The sequence below is a fragment of the Arthrobacter sp. StoSoilB19 genome (assembly GCF_019977275.1).
GTDB lineage: Bacteria > Actinomycetota > Actinomycetes > Actinomycetales > Micrococcaceae > Arthrobacter.
In genome coordinates this window covers 4,312,401-4,330,095 of sequence record NZ_AP024650.1, presented here as the reverse complement: position 1 = coordinate 4,330,095, position 17,695 = coordinate 4,312,401, and the positions used below count along the sequence as shown (strand labels likewise).

Annotated in this window: 20 protein-coding genes; 8 read left to right on the top strand and 12 right to left on the bottom strand. The window is 64.7% G+C overall.

What is annotated here, in order from left to right; all coding sequences use genetic code 11:
• Positions 1-104: 104 nt before the first annotated feature.
• The 8 genes from LDO86_RS20015 to LDO86_RS19980 all read right to left on the bottom strand — a co-directional run bounded on the left by LDO86_RS20015 (position 105) and on the right by LDO86_RS19980 (position 7,738).
• Positions 105-1,163 carry a hypothetical protein gene (locus LDO86_RS20015; protein WP_018769844.1) on the bottom strand — a complete coding sequence of 353 codons (1,059 nt, stop codon included), beginning with the start codon at positions 1,161-1,163 and terminating at the stop codon, positions 105-107.
• Positions 1,160-1,402: a hypothetical protein gene (locus tag LDO86_RS20010; protein WP_018769843.1), complete on the bottom strand. Its 243-nt coding sequence runs from the start codon at positions 1,400-1,402 to the stop codon at positions 1,160-1,162. The genes LDO86_RS20015 and LDO86_RS20010 overlap by 4 nt, the downstream gene beginning before the upstream one ends.
• Positions 1,399-1,740: a hypothetical protein gene (locus LDO86_RS20005; RefSeq protein ID WP_018769842.1), complete on the bottom strand. Its 342-nt coding sequence runs from the start codon at positions 1,738-1,740 to the stop codon at positions 1,399-1,401. Before LDO86_RS20005 ends, LDO86_RS20010 begins: the two co-directional genes overlap by 4 nt.
• A complete protein-coding gene (locus tag LDO86_RS20000) occupies positions 1,737-3,518 on the bottom strand; it encodes a hypothetical protein (RefSeq protein WP_018769841.1) in 1,782 nt (593 codons plus the stop codon). The genes LDO86_RS20005 and LDO86_RS20000 overlap by 4 nt, the downstream gene beginning before the upstream one ends.
• On the bottom strand, positions 3,515-4,804 hold the full coding sequence (locus LDO86_RS19995) for a hypothetical protein (protein ID WP_018769840.1): 1,290 nt from the start codon (positions 4,802-4,804) through the stop codon (positions 3,515-3,517). The genes LDO86_RS20000 and LDO86_RS19995 overlap by 4 nt, the downstream gene beginning before the upstream one ends.
• Positions 4,794-5,612, bottom strand: coding sequence for a glycosyltransferase (locus LDO86_RS19990; RefSeq protein ID WP_018769839.1), 819 nt, complete (start codon positions 5,610-5,612; stop codon positions 4,794-4,796). Before LDO86_RS19990 ends, LDO86_RS19995 begins: the two co-directional genes overlap by 11 nt.
• An 11-nt stretch (positions 5,613-5,623) precedes the next feature.
• Positions 5,624-6,718, bottom strand: coding sequence for a hypothetical protein (locus LDO86_RS19985; protein ID WP_018769838.1), 1,095 nt, complete (start codon positions 6,716-6,718; stop codon positions 5,624-5,626).
• Between the two features lie 273 nt (positions 6,719-6,991).
• Entirely contained in the window at positions 6,992-7,738 is a 747-nt protein-coding gene (locus tag LDO86_RS19980) for a glycoside hydrolase family 16 protein (RefSeq protein ID WP_026265856.1), read from the bottom strand.
• A 266-nt stretch (positions 7,739-8,004) separates the two neighbouring features.
• Between LDO86_RS19980 and rpsF the strand changes: the two genes are divergently transcribed.
• The 7 genes from rpsF to LDO86_RS19945 all read left to right on the top strand — a co-directional run bounded on the left by rpsF (position 8,005) and on the right by LDO86_RS19945 (position 13,023).
• Complete coding sequence (gene rpsF, locus LDO86_RS19975) at positions 8,005-8,310, top strand: 30S ribosomal protein S6 (protein WP_013602900.1); 306 nt, start codon at positions 8,005-8,007, stop codon at positions 8,308-8,310.
• Between the two features lie 74 nt (positions 8,311-8,384).
• Positions 8,385-8,960, top strand: coding sequence for a single-stranded DNA-binding protein (locus LDO86_RS19970; RefSeq protein ID WP_018769835.1), 576 nt, complete (start codon positions 8,385-8,387; stop codon positions 8,958-8,960).
• A gap of 126 nt (positions 8,961-9,086) precedes the next feature.
• Positions 9,087-9,326 carry a 30S ribosomal protein S18 gene (gene rpsR, locus LDO86_RS19965; RefSeq protein WP_003800144.1) on the top strand — a complete coding sequence of 80 codons (240 nt, stop codon included), beginning with the start codon at positions 9,087-9,089 and terminating at the stop codon, positions 9,324-9,326.
• 17 nt (positions 9,327-9,343) lie between these two features.
• Entirely contained in the window at positions 9,344-9,796 is a 453-nt protein-coding gene (rplI, locus tag LDO86_RS19960) for a 50S ribosomal protein L9 (RefSeq protein WP_018769834.1), read from the top strand.
• Positions 9,797-9,875: 79 nt separating this feature from the next.
• On the top strand, positions 9,876-10,724 hold the full coding sequence (locus tag LDO86_RS19955; RefSeq protein ID WP_026265855.1) for a PhzF family phenazine biosynthesis protein: 849 nt from the start codon (positions 9,876-9,878) through the stop codon (positions 10,722-10,724).
• 108 nt (positions 10,725-10,832) lie between these two features.
• Positions 10,833-11,459: an FMN reductase gene (locus tag LDO86_RS19950; RefSeq protein WP_018769832.1), complete on the top strand. Its 627-nt coding sequence runs from the start codon at positions 10,833-10,835 to the stop codon at positions 11,457-11,459.
• Positions 11,460-11,721: 262 nt separating this feature from the next.
• On the top strand, positions 11,722-13,023 hold the full coding sequence (locus LDO86_RS19945; RefSeq protein WP_018769831.1) for a hypothetical protein: 1,302 nt from the start codon (positions 11,722-11,724) through the stop codon (positions 13,021-13,023).
• Between the two features lie 118 nt (positions 13,024-13,141).
• On the opposite strand, the gene LDO86_RS19940 is transcribed toward LDO86_RS19945, so the two are convergent.
• Both LDO86_RS19940 and LDO86_RS19935 read right to left on the bottom strand, forming a co-directional pair.
• The gene (locus tag LDO86_RS19940) at positions 13,142-13,708 is read right to left on the bottom strand and encodes a hypothetical protein (protein ID WP_018769830.1); all 567 of its coding nucleotides are present in this window, start codon (positions 13,706-13,708) and stop codon (positions 13,142-13,144) included.
• 14 nt (positions 13,709-13,722) lie between these two features.
• Positions 13,723-14,028 (bottom strand): hypothetical protein, encoded by a 306-nt coding sequence (locus LDO86_RS19935; RefSeq protein ID WP_018769829.1) that lies wholly within the window; start codon positions 14,026-14,028, stop codon positions 13,723-13,725.
• Between the two features lie 642 nt (positions 14,029-14,670).
• Here LDO86_RS19935 and dnaB point away from each other — a divergent pair.
• Entirely contained in the window at positions 14,671-16,050 is a 1,380-nt protein-coding gene (dnaB, locus tag LDO86_RS19930) for a replicative DNA helicase (protein ID WP_018769828.1), read from the top strand.
• Here dnaB and LDO86_RS19925 read toward each other — a convergent pair.
• Both LDO86_RS19925 and LDO86_RS19920 read right to left on the bottom strand, forming a co-directional pair.
• Positions 16,047-17,057: an acyl-CoA thioesterase gene (locus LDO86_RS19925; protein WP_018769827.1), complete on the bottom strand. Its 1,011-nt coding sequence runs from the start codon at positions 17,055-17,057 to the stop codon at positions 16,047-16,049. The two genes, dnaB and LDO86_RS19925, sit on opposite strands and share 4 nt — an antisense overlap.
• Positions 17,058-17,199: 142 nt before the next feature.
• The gene (locus LDO86_RS19920; RefSeq protein WP_026265854.1) at positions 17,200-17,634 is read right to left on the bottom strand and encodes a DoxX family protein; all 435 of its coding nucleotides are present in this window, start codon (positions 17,632-17,634) and stop codon (positions 17,200-17,202) included.
• Positions 17,635-17,695 lie beyond the last annotated feature (61 nt).

Sequence of the window (17,695 nt, the reverse complement as noted above, 5' to 3'; positions counted from 1 at the left end):
GTTGGTGGCAACCAAACAGAGCCAACGACTAAGAGGTCTTTCCCAATGTGGAGGTTGAATCAAACCCGGCACAAGCGCTGCGTTCAGGGGCTGCGGCAGTGGGGTCAGCCGGCGTCCGGGTGCCAGTACCGCAATCCGCCGCTGGTACCCCCGTCGTCGGCGACATCGATCAGCGCGTAGGGAAAGACCTGGCGGTCCAACTGATCCGGACCTTGGCCGCGGACGTCCGACGACCAGGTGCCGGTGTTGATGTACCGGGTTGGAGAACCTTCCAGCCGTGATTCAAGGGCGCGGTGCGTGTGGGCCGAGATGTACCAGGCCACTTCGGAACCGTGTGCTTCAAGAATGCCCGCCACCCGGGCTGCCGCCGCAGGAGCTTGCCCGCCACTGACATTGCGTCCAGTGGCAGCAAGCACCATGCGGGTCGCGGTAAGGGGGAGCGCTGACACCGTCCGGAACCGGGACAGGCGTGCAAGTTCCCGCACTGCCGTCCCGTTGAGCGCGAGCCGCTGCGACTCGGTCTGGAGCAGCTCGTCATAGGCCGGGCCGCGGACGCGCCGTTCCGCCCGTTCCGAGGCCAAACAGGCCTGGGCAACAGCTCCGGCACGACTGAGGCGCGACCGCGTGGGATGGGCATGCCAGGCGGCGAGGGGCGGCAGATCCAGCCCGTCAGTGCCGTTGACGGCGGTGCGCAGCACCTCGGGTATCCGGTGCAGCGCGTGATGCAGGTGTCCATGCTCGGCCATCAGCACGGAGGGGACATAGAGGAACCACGGGTGCACCCGGACCCGCGTGGGATCATCGGGTGCCAGCAGCGCCGCCAGCCGTGCGGCCACCGATGGGCGGGCCAACTCCACATCATGGTTCCCGCATACGAAGTGCAGCTGCACCCCGCGCGCCACGCACGCCTCCAGGGCCCGGAGAGTGGCCGGGTGCCGTTCGAAGATGGAGTCAAGCCGGGCCAGGCTCTCGTTCTCGGACAGGCCTGTGAGTTCAAAAGTGTCACCAACGAAGACAAGGTGTTGCTGCATGCCCGGGGCGGCGGGCACCTCGCGGTGGAGGAACCCCGGCAGTACCCTGCCGGGGTTCCGGGGATCGTCGTCAGTGACGTCCAGATGGAGGTCGCTGACGAGCAACCATCGCGCCCCGCGCCCCAGGTTCACGTAAGCAGTCCAAGGACGCGGGGGAAGAGAAGGAGCAGGAAGGCTGCCCACATGACGCCGACGACGATCCTGCTGTTCCTGGACTGGCTGTGGGGAACCGGCGCTGCTGCCGGTTGCCCAGTGCTTGATCCAGTGCTTGGTGCGGTGGTTGACCTGCCGGGCCCAAGCCGCCGGACCTCGAGGGTTACCAGGGTGATGAGCAGCACGGCAGCTGCCAGCACTCCTGCCAGATCCATCATGATGCGACCTCCTGACGTGCCCGCGCCAAGCATGCGAGGACAGTAATGACGGCCATTGTCACGACGCATGCCTGCCACGACCACAGCGTGAGGTAGAACATGGCCGTGGACACTGCGGTGAGTGTGGCCAGGCCCAGTCCCAGGACGAGCAGCACGCCAAGCGGGACGTCGGTAATCGGGATAAGCCGGGCCAGTGCCTGGCCCGGGAGCAGGATAAGGATGGCTATGGCGGCGACCGTCTGCAGCGGTGTCGGCAACCCGACCAGCGTGACCAGGGCCAGTACCACCGCGGCAACCCCCAGCGCCAGGGTGGGCCGGCTCACTCCGCGGCCGGTCATGGCCCCACCCGGTATACGCGTGCGTCGGCATTGCTGTACGCGAGCTCCACGCCGACCTGCGTATCAAGCCAGTCCTCGAGCTCCCCGAGGCCCGTGGCGGTGGTCTGGCCCTGGATGATCAGGCTCGACTCCGATGAGCGCAGGAGCAGCAGGTAGGCGCCGGCGGCATTGTGCCTGGCGTAACCGTAGATGAGGGGGCCGCAGGTTTCGGCCGACAGGTCGGCGGGACAGAGGTCCTCAATGGTCCGGTATCGGTGCTCCAGGTAGTCCTGGTTGCGCCACGGTGTGGGATGGTCAGCCGAGATAATCGAAGAGCCGGGCGGCGCCATGTGGTCCACGGCGGCGATGGCGGCCATCTCGTCATCGGTAAAGACGTCATATTGCGCGTTGCCAAAACGGCCTGTCACGGTCATGACGGCGAACAGGATGCAGGTGAGGACAAGGGCTCCCGCAGCACGGAAGGAAGGCCGGTATCCCACGTTTCCGGGAAGCAGGACCGATGACGCCTGCATCGCAACGAAGGGGAGCGCGAACAGTGATACGCGGATGAGCATTTCCCCGCCGTAGGACTGCGCGGGAAAGAGCAGGAACGGGGCGACGGCCAGGAGGAGCACGCGGATGTCAAGGCGCCCCCTGCGCCAGTCGCGGAACGTTCCAACGGCGGCGAGGGCCCAGAGCAGGAGGGTGAGGCCCATTCGGACCTGCACCACGAGCAGATGTCCAGGGGTCCCGTTGGTGCGGTCGACGACATTTGCTTCGATGGCGGTCTGCAGGCCCGCGTCCGCCAGCGGCGGATGGCCTGCGAGGTACGTGCTTGCAGGAAAAACAAGCCAGAGCACCAGTACGACGCCGGCGATCAGGGGCAGCCTGCTGGGCCAGAGACGTCCGCTCAGGGTAAGGGCGGTGAGCGCGATCAGCACCATGAACGGCGTGAGCTGGTGGCTCGCGCAAATGACCACGATCAGCAGGAGGGTTACCGCCAGGGCGCCAATCCGGCGCCCCGGCTGGGGTTCGGCCGGGGACCGGCCCCGCCACCATGCTGCCAGGTCGGCGCGCCGGAACCCGCGGAAGTGGGAAGGCTCCGTTGCCAGCGGCCCCAGTGCCAGGGCCACCACAACCAGGTAGAGGAAGAAGCCGAAGGCCTGGGGGGAGAGGTAGTCCTGGTCCTGCCAGTTGCCGAGGCAGAAGAGCCAGAGCACCAGCCAGCGCCGGCGCGGATCGCTGATCAGGTACCGTGTCACCACGGCCACGGCGACGAGCCACAGGCCCACGTTGAACACCGGTGCCCACAGGGCAACGCTCACGGGGTCGAGGCCGGCCGTTCCGAGCACGGTCGCCAGGAGGGCAAAGAATCCCGGCCAGTTGAAGTATGCATCGATGTTGGGATCGATGGCCACATTGCGCGACATGGCGTCGGCGATGCCCAGGTGGCGGAACGCCACTTCACCGCGCGGTACGTCCGTCACGAAGACAGCGGCGCCGAAGAGTATGAGCACCAGTACCACGAGGAGCCACAGCATCACCGGGCTGCGTGCAGGGCCCGCGGCATCCCCGCGCAGTGCCACGACGAAGGCGATGTTGAGAATCAGGACCCCCACCCAGAACGGGTAGGGCAGCACACCGACCAGTCCAAGGTCGCTGTTCACAGGAAGTGCCACGGTGGAGGCGGCCCACGCTGCAAGTGCGAGCGACACCGCCCCCGCTGCGGCGCACCAGACATCCCTGGTTTTCCAGCGCGCCTGGGGACGGTGGATGGCCTCCTTGAGCGTGCTGGTCATGATGCCTCCTTTTTGGTGCGGTGGAGAATTGCGATGAGCCGCAGTCCGATGACCAGGGCCCCGGCGGAGAGCACTACCAGCCACGCAAGGGCCATGGCGCTGGAGCCACTGTCGGCGCCCAGGAGCGCCGAGACGCAGAGCGCGGCGCCAAGTGTCACCCCGACGATGATCGACTCTGTATAGCGGCCGAGCACCCGGCAGACGGAGTTGTAGGCCTGCAGCACTGCATAGGCCACCACTCCCGCGGCCAACAACCGCAGGGTGCCGGTGGATGCATTGGCGTACCTGTCGCCGAGCAGATGGAGCAGCGGGTGGGCAAAGACGATGAGGACCATCGCAGCGAGGCCACCGACTATGAGGGACCAGCGGAAACTTGCCCAGGTGGTGGCCGCCAGGCGGCCCGGTTCACGGACTCCCTCGGAGAATTGGACAATGCCTATAAGCATCGGAGCTGTGTAGGCAGCCCAGGCCATCATCCATGCGGGATACCAGTAGGCCGCCACCTCCGGCGATACCAAGTGCGCAAGCAGGAGCGGCAGCACCAGTCCCGGGGCGCGTTCGGTGAGGGTGAGGAGCTGGTTTGGAATGCCCATTTTCAGCAATGAACGTCCGCGCCCGGGATGCAGGGACGGCCGTGGCCGATAGCCCACCAATCTCCGCAGCTGGACGCCACCGATGATGCACGAGACGGCCGAACCGAGGGTCCAGCAGGCCATCAGCACATCGGCCGTAGCCGCGTGGGCCGCCTGCAACGCCACCAACGCCGTGGCCCCAAGGGAGACCATGCCGCCCAGTGTGTACCTCAGTGTTGCGCTGCTGCCGCGTCCCAACGCGACGAGCGCCTGGTCCAGCACCGTGCACATGGTTCCCGTGACGGCAGCCACCACGAACGTCAACCAGAAGAGAACCGACATCGGGGCCGTGTTCGGCGCCACGAACAACTCCAGCACGAGGTAGCCCAGGGCCAGCACGGTCCCTGCCACCCCCACGATGCCAAACGCCGCGTCCAGCACCCGGGCCGGCGGCTCCCCCCGCCCCACCGAGACGATGACGGCCGAACCGGTGCCCAGCACCGCAAGCTGGGTGCAGATCATCACCGCCGAAACCGCAGCAGTGGTCAACCCAACCTCACGGTCTATCGCCGCGTGCGCGGCGACGACCCAGAATGCGAAACCCGTGCCCGTCTGCGCAGCCTTGGCCAGGACGAGTCCAAGCGAGCTGCGCAGGGGGGAATGCCGGACGACGGGTGGGGCCTCCGTTGGAGCGATCTCCCGTTCAGCCGTCACGACCTAAACCCCTCGCCATACCCGCGTAGTTGTACCAGCAGAAGGCGATGTAATAGCGAAGCCATTTAGGCTGGCCGGAGGCGAGGCTCAAAGCGCTTCCCCGAACGGCGGCGGCGGCGGGCAGGAGCGCCAATCGTGCGCCGCCCCAGCCGTGCTTCCGGACCATCCGGCCCAGTCCCGTACCATCCATGAGGAACTGGTCAAGCGCGAAGTCGAAGTCGTCGGCGGCAAACCGGTGTTCGACCATGACCCGCTGCGACACCCCGGTCTTCATCCCTGACTGCCGCATCCGCCACCGCAGTTCGATGTCCTCGCCCGACTTGAATGCGTCGTCGAAACCGAGGCCCAACATCAGGTCCCGGTCTACGAGCGTGGCGACGAGTCCGAACCAGTTGCGGCTGCGTCCGGTGCGATGGTGATGTGCCAGCGCCTGGCCCCAGTAGCCGGGTCCTGCGACGCTTTCAAGGCCTGCCTGGAGGGCGTCATATCCGTCCTCCACCAACTCAATGAGCAGGTCTGCGACGCCGGTGGCTCCGAACACGACGTCGGCATCCACCAGCAGGACCCACCGGGTGGTGCTGTTCTGGACGCCAAGCGTGCGGGCCCAGGGCAGGCCGCGGCCCTCGTCACTAAGGATCCGGGCGCCGGCAGCGCGGGCAATTTCGACCGTGCGGTCGGTGGACAACCCGTCCACCACGATGATTTCCGCGACACCGGACTGACGCAAGGCTTCCAGACAGCGCGGAAGCAGCTGCTCCGCGTTGCGGGCCGGAACGACCGCGGTGACGTCTGCTGTGCTGTAGCCCACCGTGATCCCCCTTAGGCCTGCTCGTCGAGGATCGACGGCAGCAGCTCGTCCAGGTGCCGGACAATATCGTCCGATGCCTCGTCCGCGGAGTAAGCGGCCGGGACTTGGAACAGGTGGCAGGGGCGTCCGTCCAGGGCTTTGCTGAGAACGAGTCCTTTCGCCGCGAAGTGTTCGCGCCACGGGACCACGGAGCTTGCTGCGAGGCCGGTAACGACCCGCTGCGAGAAGCTCGCCATCTCGATATGGAAGTTGCCGATCATGCGGTCCACCATCCAGTCGGTGGTCCGTTCAACAACCCGTGACCGTGCGCCCTCGTAGCGCTCCACATATATGGCGGCCGCAAGCGGTGCTGAGGTGGTCACCTTCCGACCGGGAAACGCTGCCTCCGGGGTGACCATGCGGTGCTCCGGCGACCACCGTCGGGAGAAGTCGGCCAGGCGTGGATAACGGATAACGAACGGGTGCACCACAGTGGTGAGGCGTCCGATGCTCCCGGAGAACCGGGAGGGGACGAGGGGCTTGCGCGCACCTTCAAACAGGTGCGGGTAGATTGCGCGGTGATGCGGCTTAATGAACATGGGCTTCGCGTATCCAAGCAGCGTTGCGTCCTCGGCGAGGAATGCCCAGTCGTCACCCATGAACGACCAGCCCTCACGCCGCATCAGCTTGGCGGCGGTGCTGGTCTTACCGGTCCCGCCGGCCGCGGGCAGCGCGATGGCGTGGCCCCGGTAGGCCATCGTTGCCGCGTGGATCATGGCCGCCCCGCGGGAGATCATGGCGGCATCGAGAACCGGTACCACGGAGGTCAAGAGCTCTCCGGGTCCGTGAATACGCCATTGCTCTGCACCCCTGACAACTTGGACCCGGTCAGCCTGGAAGCGCACACTGTTGTCCGTGTACGCCAGCTCATGCTCGACGAAGCCGGCATTCGGCATAGGCTCGGGGCGGTCATCAACAATAATGTCGGGCTGCCGATCCTCCGTGTCGGAGGCGAAACACGCCAACATGCTTTGAAGCTGCCTTGCCGTGGGGGCCATTGCGTCGACGCTGATCGTGACGCGGCCGTGAATGTCGAAGTGCAGTGCCTTCGCCCGCCTGGTGCTCATAGTCCTCCCCTGTCTGATTGGTGTCGGCCGAATACAGCTCCGGCCCGGGCCAATCCACCCAGTGCCCGTAGACGGATTCGAAACCCCCGGCCTTAAAACTCCGCCGGCAGAATCGAGCGTAGGGTAGGCCGCCCGGGTAAACACCGGTAGTGAGTACTCGCCTTTTGCATCGCCTGCTACGTGGGGAATGGCGCGCTTTTCGCAGGGCTGGGGGTGGAGGGGCACGTCCGGGCGTGGCGTTAAGTACGTTGGGGGTTTGTCCCGTTCGGTGCGTCAGGTAGAGGGGGTACCTTGGGCGTAGACGCGAACCCAGTCCACCCGCATCTCGCCGTGACCGTTGGGAGTGCCGTCCGGAAACCAGTCCAGTTGCAACGTCTGGTGCATCGAACCCGGTGGCTGATGCGTGGGGTCGCTGTCCTCAAACCACTTCACGCCATCGACGTAGCCGATGATGCCGCCGGGGGACCAGTCAACTGCGTAGTTGTGGAACTGCGTGACGTCCAGGGGCTTGGAAACAGAGGTCTTAGAGTTCGAGCATCCGAAGTGGTGGAAGAAATTGGTGCGGTTCCAGTCACCGGTAGTCTCCGCATAGTCCACTTCACCGTCACAGGGCCAGTGCCCGCTGTCCGGCCAGAGGATCGACACCATATGGTATTCATCGTCCCCGGAGCCCGCTGCCCGGACTTCCCAGCGGCCATACCTCTGGAGGCCAAACTTGGCACTCATTCCCGCGGTCGTGCCATCCGATGTTCCGGTAATGACCATCCTGGAACCATCCACCGTGACCTGCCGGGGACTGCGTATGCCGTTCCCTGCGTGCCCGTCACTGTCGTACACGGACCACTTCGCGGCGTCCGGTGCCCCGGCGTAATTGAACTCGTCGCCGGCGATCGGCGTGCCCCAGCCCAGCCTTGCCGCGGCAGAGCTCATGGCAGAGTCTGTCATGGGTTGGGCTGAGCTGGCCGAGCAGCCGGACAGGAACAGTGCCGCCATCCCCAGGGCCATCGCGGGTCGACGCATGTGTCAGATAATAGGGGCTTCAGCGGCGGGGTGGATAGCAGCCCCGGTTTTTCCACATAGCGTGCCGCGCCGCTGCCTGGGCTGCGCACCACGGCACTAGCCTTGAGTCAAGCGCGAATCGCCTATCGGGTCCAAATGCACTAGGATATTGAAGTCTGTGCTGCGTCCTGCCTCCGTTCCGGGGCAAGGCATTGCACGGAATCGCAAATGAACCTCCTGTTACGGAAATGCCGTAACCGCTTAGCCCAAAGGAGGTGGGTTCACATATGCGTCCTTACGAATTGATGGTAATCATCGACCCCGAGGTCGAAGAGCGTACCGTTGAGCCGTCGCTTCAGAAGTTCCTGAACGTCATCACCAACGATGGTGGAACCATCGAAAAGGTTGACATCTGGGGCCGTCGCCGTCTGGCTTACGAAATCAAGAAGAAGTCCGAAGGTATCTACGCCGTGGTGAACTTCACCGCCAAGCCGGAAACCGCCAAGGAACTTGACCGCCAGCTGTCTCTTAACGAGACCATCATGCGCACCAAGATCACCCGCCCCGAAGAGCAGAAGGTTGTTGCTGAGTAATTCAGCACCACGTCTTCATTCTTTACCCCGCAGGACACGCACTCTTCACCCAGGATCGAACAAGGAGGCAGTAGATGGCAGGCGAGACCACCATTACGGTCATCGGTAATCTCACCAATGACCCGGAATTGCGGTTCACACCGTCCGGTTCGGCAGTAGCGAACTTCACCATCGCTTCCACCCCCCGCACCTTTGATCGCCAGTCCAACGAGTGGAAGGACGGGGAAACCCTGTTCCTCCGCGCCGCTGTCTGGCGTGAAGCAGCCGAGAACGTTGCCGAATCCCTGACCAAGGGGATGCGCGTCATCGTGACCGGCCGCCTGAAGAGCCGTTCCTACGAAACAAAGGAAGGCGAAAAGCGCACCGTTATCGAGCTTGAGGTCGACGAGATCGGCCCGAGCCTGCGCTACGCCAACGCCAAGGTTAACCGTACCCAGCGCTCCGGCGGACAGGGTGGCGGCGGCTTTGGCGGCGGCAACAGCGGCGGTGGCTTCGGCGGCGGCAACTCTGGTGGAAGCCAGGGCGCCAACGCCGGCGGAGGCTGGGGCGGCGGGAACCAGCAGGCTGCACAGGACGATCCCTGGGCTACGCCCGGCGTGTCCAACGCAGGCGGCTGGGGCAACGGCCCCGATTCCGAACCTCCCTTCTAAAACCCAAACAACGGTCCGGCGCGGGGCCTCCCAGGGAGCCGAAAGGCACCCAGGGAACTGCCGCCGTCGGACCACCACCATCCCGTGGATCAATATCCACGGGCTCCCTAGAATAGGAGCTCCACGATGGCTAAGGCTGAACTCCGTAAGCCCAAACCAAAGTCCAACCCCTTGAAGGCCGCTGACATCACTGTCATCGACTACAAGGACGTAGCATTGCTGCGCAAGTTCATCTCCGACCGCGGAAAGATCCGCGCCCGTCGCGTCACTGGCGTTACGGTGCAGGAACAGCGCAAGATCGCCCAGGCAATCAAGAACGCCCGCGAAGTTGCTCTGCTGCCTTACTCCGGCGCTGGCCGCGGCTAAGGAAGGGATTAACTAACATGGCAAAGCTCATTCTGACCCACGAAGTAACCGGTCTCGGTGCTGCTGGCGATGTTGTCGAGGTCAAGGACGGTTACGCACGTAACTACCTCCTGCCCCGCAACTTTGCCCTGACCTGGTCGAAGGGTGGCGAGAAGCAGGTTGAGTCCATCAAGGCTGCCCGCGCTGCCCGCGAGCACGCTTCCCTGGAAGATGCTCAGAAGCAGGCCGCTGCACTGTCCGCGAAGCCGGTCAAGCTGGTCGTCAAGGCCGGCGAGTCCGGCCGCCTGTTCGGCACCGTCAAGCAGGGCGACGTCGCCGACGCTGTTGAGGCCGCCGGCCTCGGCAAGATCGACAAGCGCAAGGTTGAACTGCCTGCCCACATCAAGTCGGTTGGTTCCTACCAGGCCAACGTCCGCCTCCACGCTGACGTTGCTGCTGTGATCGAACTCGACGTGGTTGCAGGAAAGTAGTCCTCAACTGCATCGGAAGACCCCCGTCGCCGGACTCCGGCGGCGGGGGTCTTTCGTTTTCCGGTGGTAGCCTGCTCCGGTGAACCCGACACCACGCAGCCGCCCCTTCCATCAGGTGGATGTTTTCGCCAGCCAGGCCTACCGCGGCAACCCGCTCGCCGTCGTACTTGATGCCCAAGGGCTGGACACGGCAACAATGCAACACTTCGCCAACTGGACCAATCTCTCGGAAACCACGTTTCTCCTGCCTCCCGAAGATCCCCGCGCCGATTACCGGGTCCGGATCTTTACCGGCAGCGAAGAGTTTCCGTTCGCAGGCCACCCGACCCTTGGCTCGGCCCATACGTGGCTGCAGGCCGGGGGAGTGCCGCGGTCTGACGGCCACGTGGTGCAGGAGTGCGCTGCGGGCCTGGTCCGGATAAAGCGCGACGGCGGGAGGCTGGCTTTCGCGGCACCGCCCCTGACACGCTTCGGGCCTGTGGATGCGGGTATCCTCCGTCAACTGGCCGCGGCGTTGCGGGTGTCCGCTGCCGACATCGTTGACGCGTCCTGGCTGGTGAATGGTCCGGAATGGATCGGTGTCCTGCTGCCTTCTGCGGCCCAGGTGCTGGCCCTGAATCCGGACCAGGCGGCGATGGGCAACCTGAAGATCGGCGTTATCGGGCCGCACGAGCCGGGTGCAGACGCCGACTTTGAGGTCCGCACATTCCTGCCCGGCGACGCCATGGCCGAAGACCCGGTCACCGGCAGCTTCAATGCAGGCGCCGCCCAATGGCTCATTGGAAGCGGCAGGGCGCCGGAGGAATATGTGGCTTCGCAGGGGACCGTCCTGGGGCGCGCCGGACGCATCCACATCACTGCCGATGGGGGGGACATCTGGGTGGGCGGGGACTCCGCCACCTGCATCCAGGGAAGCGTCCTGCTCTGACGCAGCGGCCCGGGTTCACGTCCGGGAATACTTCGCTGCCGGCGGCAGTTCACAGGTATAGATGCAAACGCATGTATGCTGAAGTGAACGATTACCAGGAGAAATGCCATGGAAACCCGCCGTATCACCGTCCTTTCCGCAGGGCTTGGCGTACCTTCGTCCAGCCGGCTGCTGGCTGACCAGCTGGCTGCTGCCGCCGAGCGCCAGCTCAGGGCCGGCGGCTACGAGGTGGAGGTGGACGTCGTCGAACTCCGCGACCTTGCCGTGGACATCGCCAACAACTTCGTCACCGGCTATGCCGCACCACGCCTGGCCGAGGTCATAGCCGGGGTGGAGGCCTCGGACGGCATCATCGCCGTGACACCGGTCTTCAGCGCCTCCTTCAGCGGCCTTTTCAAATCCTTTATCGATGTTCTCGACCCGAAGTCGCTGGACGGCAAGGCGGTCCTGCTGGGCGCCACCGGCGGCACGGACCGGCACCAGATGGTCTTGGACTACGCGCTGCGGCCACTGTTCAGCTACCTCCGCACGCGCATGGCTGCAACCGGCGTCTTTGCCGGACCCCAGGACTGGGGAACAGCTGAAGAGGGCGGGGGGTCACTGGCGGACCGCATCGACCGCGCAGCCGGTGAATTCACCACTCTGCTGCAGGGGCCCCAACCGGGCCGGAAGCCCGCCCCGCTGGAGTCCCTTCCCTTCGAGCAGCTGCTGGCCGGGATTTCCGGGAACCGCTGACACACGGGCGGCCGCCCCCGGTGCCGGACCCCGTGGTTTCGGGGTTAGGGGACCCGGGCCGCGGGTTTTAGGGGGCGGTCCGGGGATTGCTATTGATCCTTCCACCGCCAACACTGAGCAATCTGGGGGTTGACTGATAATTCAACACCGGGGAGTGAAGTTGAGAGACCATCCAATATCCAACGTGGACGAGCATGATCGGGGTGCCGGGGCTTCCCGGCCCTTTCTTAGATGGGGACCTGCCGGTCCCGAGGGCCGCCGCATGCGTCAACGCCGACTGGCGTTTCCCGCACTGCTGACGGCGCTGCTGCTTGTGCTTGGTGGTCTGGTGGCGCCGTTGGCCGCCTCCGCCGCTACCGGTGATGTAGGCGTCCAGGGCCCGTCCCACTCCGGGACGGCAACGCCCACCGGGACCAAACGGCAGACGAATTCGCTGTGGTTCAACGACGGGACCTGGTGGGGGAACCTTTGGGACGCCGGCAGTTCCACTTTCCGCATCTTCCGGTTTAATGCCTCGACAAGTTCGTGGACGAGTACAGGTGTGGTGACGGAGTCCCGGGCGAACACCCACCATGACGTGTTGTGGGACGGGAAGACCCTGTATGTCGCGAGCTTCCGGTTCGTCAATGACGGCCTGCCGTCCGAACCGAACTTCCCCACGACTATGCGGCGGTACAGCTACAACTCGAGCACCAAGTCGTACACGAGCCTGGGATCCAGCCAAATCAACAACCAAAAAACTGAAACCATCTCCATTGATAAGGACTCAACCGGCCGGGTGTGGGCCACGTGGCAGCAGGGCAATCGGATCTATATGAACGTCACCGGCACGGACGGCGCCACGTGGGGCACCCCGTTTGCCCATCCGGCGTCGTTGAGCAATGTGTCCGTGGACGATAACTCAGCGGTCATCGCGTTCAGCGGGAACAAGATCGGTGTGATGTGGAGCAGGCAGGTGGGGGACTCCACTGACGGCATGTACTGGAGCTACCACGTCGACGGAGCGTCGAAGACCACCTGGACCACTCCTGTGGCGGCGGTGAAGGGGCAGCGGAGCGGCGACGACCACATGAACCTGAAGTGGCTGGATGCCTCAACAGACAAGGTTTTTGCCGCAATCAAAACCTCGTACACCTCGGCGTCCCAGCCGCTGATCCAGTTGCTGGCACTGAATACGTCTACGTCGACATGGTCTGCACACACGATTGCGACAGTGTCTGAGTGCCCGAACAGGGTGATCGTCATGATCGACGAGGCAGCGCGCAAGCTGCGTACCTTCGCTACCTATCCGAAGCCGGGTGGCACAACGAATGCCGGGGTATGCACGAGTTCCGGCGGGGCCATCTACGAGAAATCCACGTCCCTGGACAACATCAGCTTCAGCACCACCAAGACGGCCCGCATCGTTGACGCCGACCAGTACGTCCATAACGTCACGTCGACCAAGCAGAACGTCAACAGTGTTGCGCGGGGCACGGCCAACAGCGGCCTGCTGGTGCTCGCTGACGTGAATGCCACAAGCCGGTACTGGCACTACTACGATTCCACCGGCGGTGCCGGGTAGGCGGGCGGCAGCCAGCCCATCTTCATCCTGAGCCAGGCAAGGCATACAGGACAAGTACGGCCGGGACCCATTCGCAGGAATGGGAGCCCGGCCGTACAGCCGTTTCAATTGGCAGGTGTCAGTCGTCCAGCAGCGCAATGAACTCGCGGGCCTGCTTCATGGAGATATCAGAATGCTTGGACAGTGCAGTGGCTGCCGCTTCGGTGTCGCCACTGCGGGCAAGGGTGCGGATCCTGCCATAGATCTCGTCGTTGAGCATGTTGCTGCTCACTTCGCGGGTGACGTCGCCCTTGCTGGCGATCGCCCGGTAGCGGTAAGGAAACCGCTGGGGCTCGTCGTCGTCGGCCTCGGGTGCCTGCGCCGACTCGGGGCTCCGGTAGGGCTGGGGATGGGCCGCCAGGGCCCCGACGGCGTCACGGGAGGCCCGAAGCCCGTCGCCCGTGATTTCGTAGTAGAGCTTGATGGCAGCCATGGCCTGGCCCTGGGCAATCAGGGCATAAAGCCGCCGGTGTTCGTCTTCCGACAGCCGGTCTGCCGCAGCCCGGGCCAGCTCCTGTGGGGTGGCAGCGGGCTGGGACTGGGAGGCAGTATGTGCGGCCCTCCGCCTGGTGGCCGCGCGGTAGGCCACGGTGACTCCCGCAACCACGGCGAGCAGGATAAGGACCGGGACCACAAGCGATTCCATTTTCACGAGCCGTTCTATGTACTTCCTGGCCCTCGCCAGGTGCGATTGCTTTGCTGGTCATCCGCCCAGCCGTGTTCCTGCTGTTGGATGTGCTGCTGCCTGTTTTGGCTTGGGTGGGTAGCCGCCTCCAGCCGGGCGCGGGCGGCGGTGGCCGCCTCGACCTGGGCTGCGTAATGCCGGGCAGACCGCACGGCAAGTTCGTGCTGGTATTTTTCGGCTTCAGAGGTGCCCGCACCACGCGGCCGCAGGGCTGTGGCAATGCCCCAGATGAGCGCCACCAAAACTATCGCAGGCAACAGCACCAGCAGTAGATCGCCCATACCTAGAGCTTAATCCAGATCGTGGTTATCCACAGCATATTCACTGCTTCGCATACAGCGCCCCGCTGGTGTGGGTCAAACTCCCTGACGGGAATATGAGTAGTGCCACAGCGCCGATCGAAGTGCTCCCGGCCCGGCCTTACCTCCGCTTTCCGCGAGTGGTGCCAACAATGGCCTGTGGATGAAATTCCTTGGAAGAAATATTTACTCCACATGCTGTCCCAAGTGTTTCCGCAGGTCAGAGGCGGAAGCGGCGACAAAAAACTTTGATATCCACAGTGTTCCCCACAGACTGTGCACAAGGTATGCCCGGTACTGCACAGGTTATCCACAGCCCCTGCGGCATGCTGGCTTTGCGGCTGGCGCCAGGGCGGTTAGCGTAGCGGGGTACCTGTTCTCCGCGGTCAAAACAGGGTATGCCTGCACCGGTTTTCAGCCCGGCGGACGGCCTCCTGCAGGTCTCTGTGGAAAAGCTGTGGATAGTGGGGATAACTCCTGCGGAGCCGGGCATCCGGAGCCGCCGGCGCTTGATTGTCAGGGCCAGCGGGTAGACCTGGGCAGGTGGCGGAGCCGGTTACCGGGTGCCGCGAACAGGATGGATCGCCGGGCCGCCAGGCCGGGCATAAATTGAGGACGGCAGCTTTGTCAATCGCGCATCTGGACCCTGTCGAGACAACCCGTGGATCGGACGCCAGCCGGAAACCTCCCCAGGACATCGCGGCCGAACAGTCGGTCCTGGGCGGCATGATGCTGTCCAAGGATGCCATCGCAGATGTCGTTGAGATCCTCCGCGGGCAGGATTTCTACCGTCCCGCGCACGAGACCATCTACGAGGCCATCATTGACCTCTACGGCCGGGGGGAGCCCGCCGATGCCGTCACCGTCTCCGATGAGCTGACCAAGCGCGCCGAGATCAACAGGATCGGCGGCCCTGCCTACCTGCACGAACTGATCCAGACCGTTCCCACGGCAGCCAACGCGGGCTACTACGCCGAGATCGTGGCCGAACGGGCAGTGCTCCGCCGGCTGGTGAACGCCGGAACCAAGATCGTCCAGCTGGGGTACGGGTCGGACGGCGAGGTGGAGGACCTGGTCAACCAGGCGCAGGCGGAGGTTTACGCGGTAGCGGAGCGCCGCACCGCGGAGGACTACGTGGTACTGAAGGACGTGATGGAGTCCACGGTGGACGAAATCGAGGCGTCCGGCCACCGTGGAGAGGGCATGACGGGTGTGCCCACCGGGTTCTATGAGCTCGACGAGCTGACCCACGGGCTCCACCCGGGGCAGATGATCGTCATCGCCGCCCGCCCGGCCGTCGGTAAGTCGACGTTCGCACTGGACTTCGCCCGTTCCGCAGCCATCAAGAACAACCTCGCCACCGTCATGTTTTCGCTGGAAATGGGCCGGAATGAGATCGCCATGCGCCTGCTGTCTGCCGAGGCCACCATTGGTCTCCAGGACCTCCGCAAGGGCACCATCAAGGACGAACAGTGGTCCAAGATCGCCACCACCATGGGCCGGATGAATGATGCACCGCTGTTCATTGATGACAGCCCCAACATGTCCCTGATGGAAATCCGGGCCAAATGCCGCCGCCTGAAGCAGCAGCACGACCTCAAGCTGGTCATCCTGGACTACCTGCAGCTCATGAGCTCGGGAAAGAAGGTGGAGTCCCGCCAGCAGGAAGTCTCCGAGTTTTCGCGTGCGCTCAAGCTCCTGGCCAAGGAACTCCAGGTCCCCGTGATCGCGCTGTCCCAGCTGAACCGTGGATCGGAACAGCGGCAGGACAAGCGGCCCATGGTGTCCGACCTCCGCGAGTCCGGCTCCATCGAGCAGGACGCGGACATGGTGATCCTGCTTCACCGCGAGGACGTCTACGACAAGGAATCACCCCGTGCCGGAGAAGCGGACATCCTTGTGGCCAAACACCGTAACGGTCCCACCAAGGACATTGTGGTGGCCTTCCAGGGCCACTACTCCCGCTTCGCCAACATGGCCGGCGATACCGGCGGCGGCTTCTAAGTATCCCGGCGGGCGCCGGTTCCCCCGCCGGCAGGCCCTGCGGCGGCCAGCAGGTGGTTCGGCAGGCGGTTGCCGGGCGCTGTTCCCCGGATCTCCAGGAGTTCGCGGGCGTGGGCGTGGAGCCGCTTGTCCTCCTCGCTGACCGGCACCCAGGCGGGGACGGGCACGGAGTTGCCCTCGTCGTCGCGCGCCACCATCACGGTGAGGCAGTATGTGGTGAGGGCCAGTTCACGGCCTTTCGGATCGCCCGAACGGACATGGACGGCGATGTGCATTCCCTTGGTCCCGGTGTAAACCAGCCGGGCCTCAACCTCCACAACATGGCCAATCAGCAGCGGCCGGTAGAAGCGCACGCCGCCGGAGAAGACAGCCACGGTATCCCTGCCGCAGTAACGGGAAGCGCACACGTAAGCGGCCTCGTCGATCCACTTCATGACAATGCCGCCGTGGACCTTGCCGCCCCAGTTCACGTCCGTGGGGGCGGCCATGAACCGCAGCGTCACCCGCTCGGCCGTACCGGCGTCGGTATATTCCTGCCGGTTCATGGCTTCCACGATCTGCTCGCGGACCTTGATCCTGGCCAGCGCGTGGTCCCGTTGCTCGATCTCGGCCGGGGTTTGGGGTTCGAACTGCTGCACCGGGATGGGCCTGCCGTCCGGGCCGACAGCAACGAAGATCACCATGCACTGGCTGCGCATGGTGGCAGGGCCGCCTTTGGGGTCACCCGAGGAAACCACGGTATGGATGTGCATTGAGGACCGGCCGGTGTAGACGATGGTCGCTTCCACCTCCACCATGTCGCCGCTGTTGACGGGATCGGCGAAGTGGATGTTTCCCACGTACGCGGTGACGCAGTAGGACTTGGCCCATCCCACTGCCGCGGCATAGGCGGCTTTGTCCACCCACTCAAGCACCGTGCCTGCGTCCACGGAGCCGCTGTGCCCCACGTCGGTGGGGGCAGCGAGGAAGCGGAGGGTCACGGAGTTGGCGCGGCCGGTCTCAGTCATGCTGCGATCTTACTGAGGGCCACGGTTACTGGCCGGTTGGGCCTGAAACAAACTTCCCGGCGGGAGTGCCGCGATTAAAGCCCGACGGCGGCCGGCCACCTTGGGTGACCTGCCGCCGTCGCACCCGGTGGGACAAGTGATCCTAGGCGAGGGCGGCCAGCCGCGAGTTGCTGCGCCCGAAGAGCGCGCGGTCCAGGGAAAGCCGGCCGGCGCCCGTGAGCGCCAGCGCGAATGCCGCGGCGGCCAGGAGCAGGACGAGTTCGTAGCCGCCGTTTGCGGCAAAGATGCCGGCGGGAGCGTGCACCAGGAAAAGGGCGCCCAGCATGTCCAGGGCGAGGAGGGCGGCCACCACTCGGGTGAGGATCCCCAGGATCAGGGCAACGCCGCCCGCCAGTTCCAGGACGGCGACGGCGGGTGCCACGAGCCCGGCTGCCGGAACCCCCATTTTGGCGAAGGATGCCTGGGTGCCGGCGATGGTCCATTCGTTGAACTTCTGCCATCCGTGGGCTGCGAAGAGGAAGCCAAGGACGATGCGCAGGGCGGTGAGGGCGGTGGTGGTGAGTCGTAACTGGTTCATGGATACCACTCTTGCCGACCAATGGTTGAAGTGTCAACTATTCTTTGGGGGACTGTGGGCT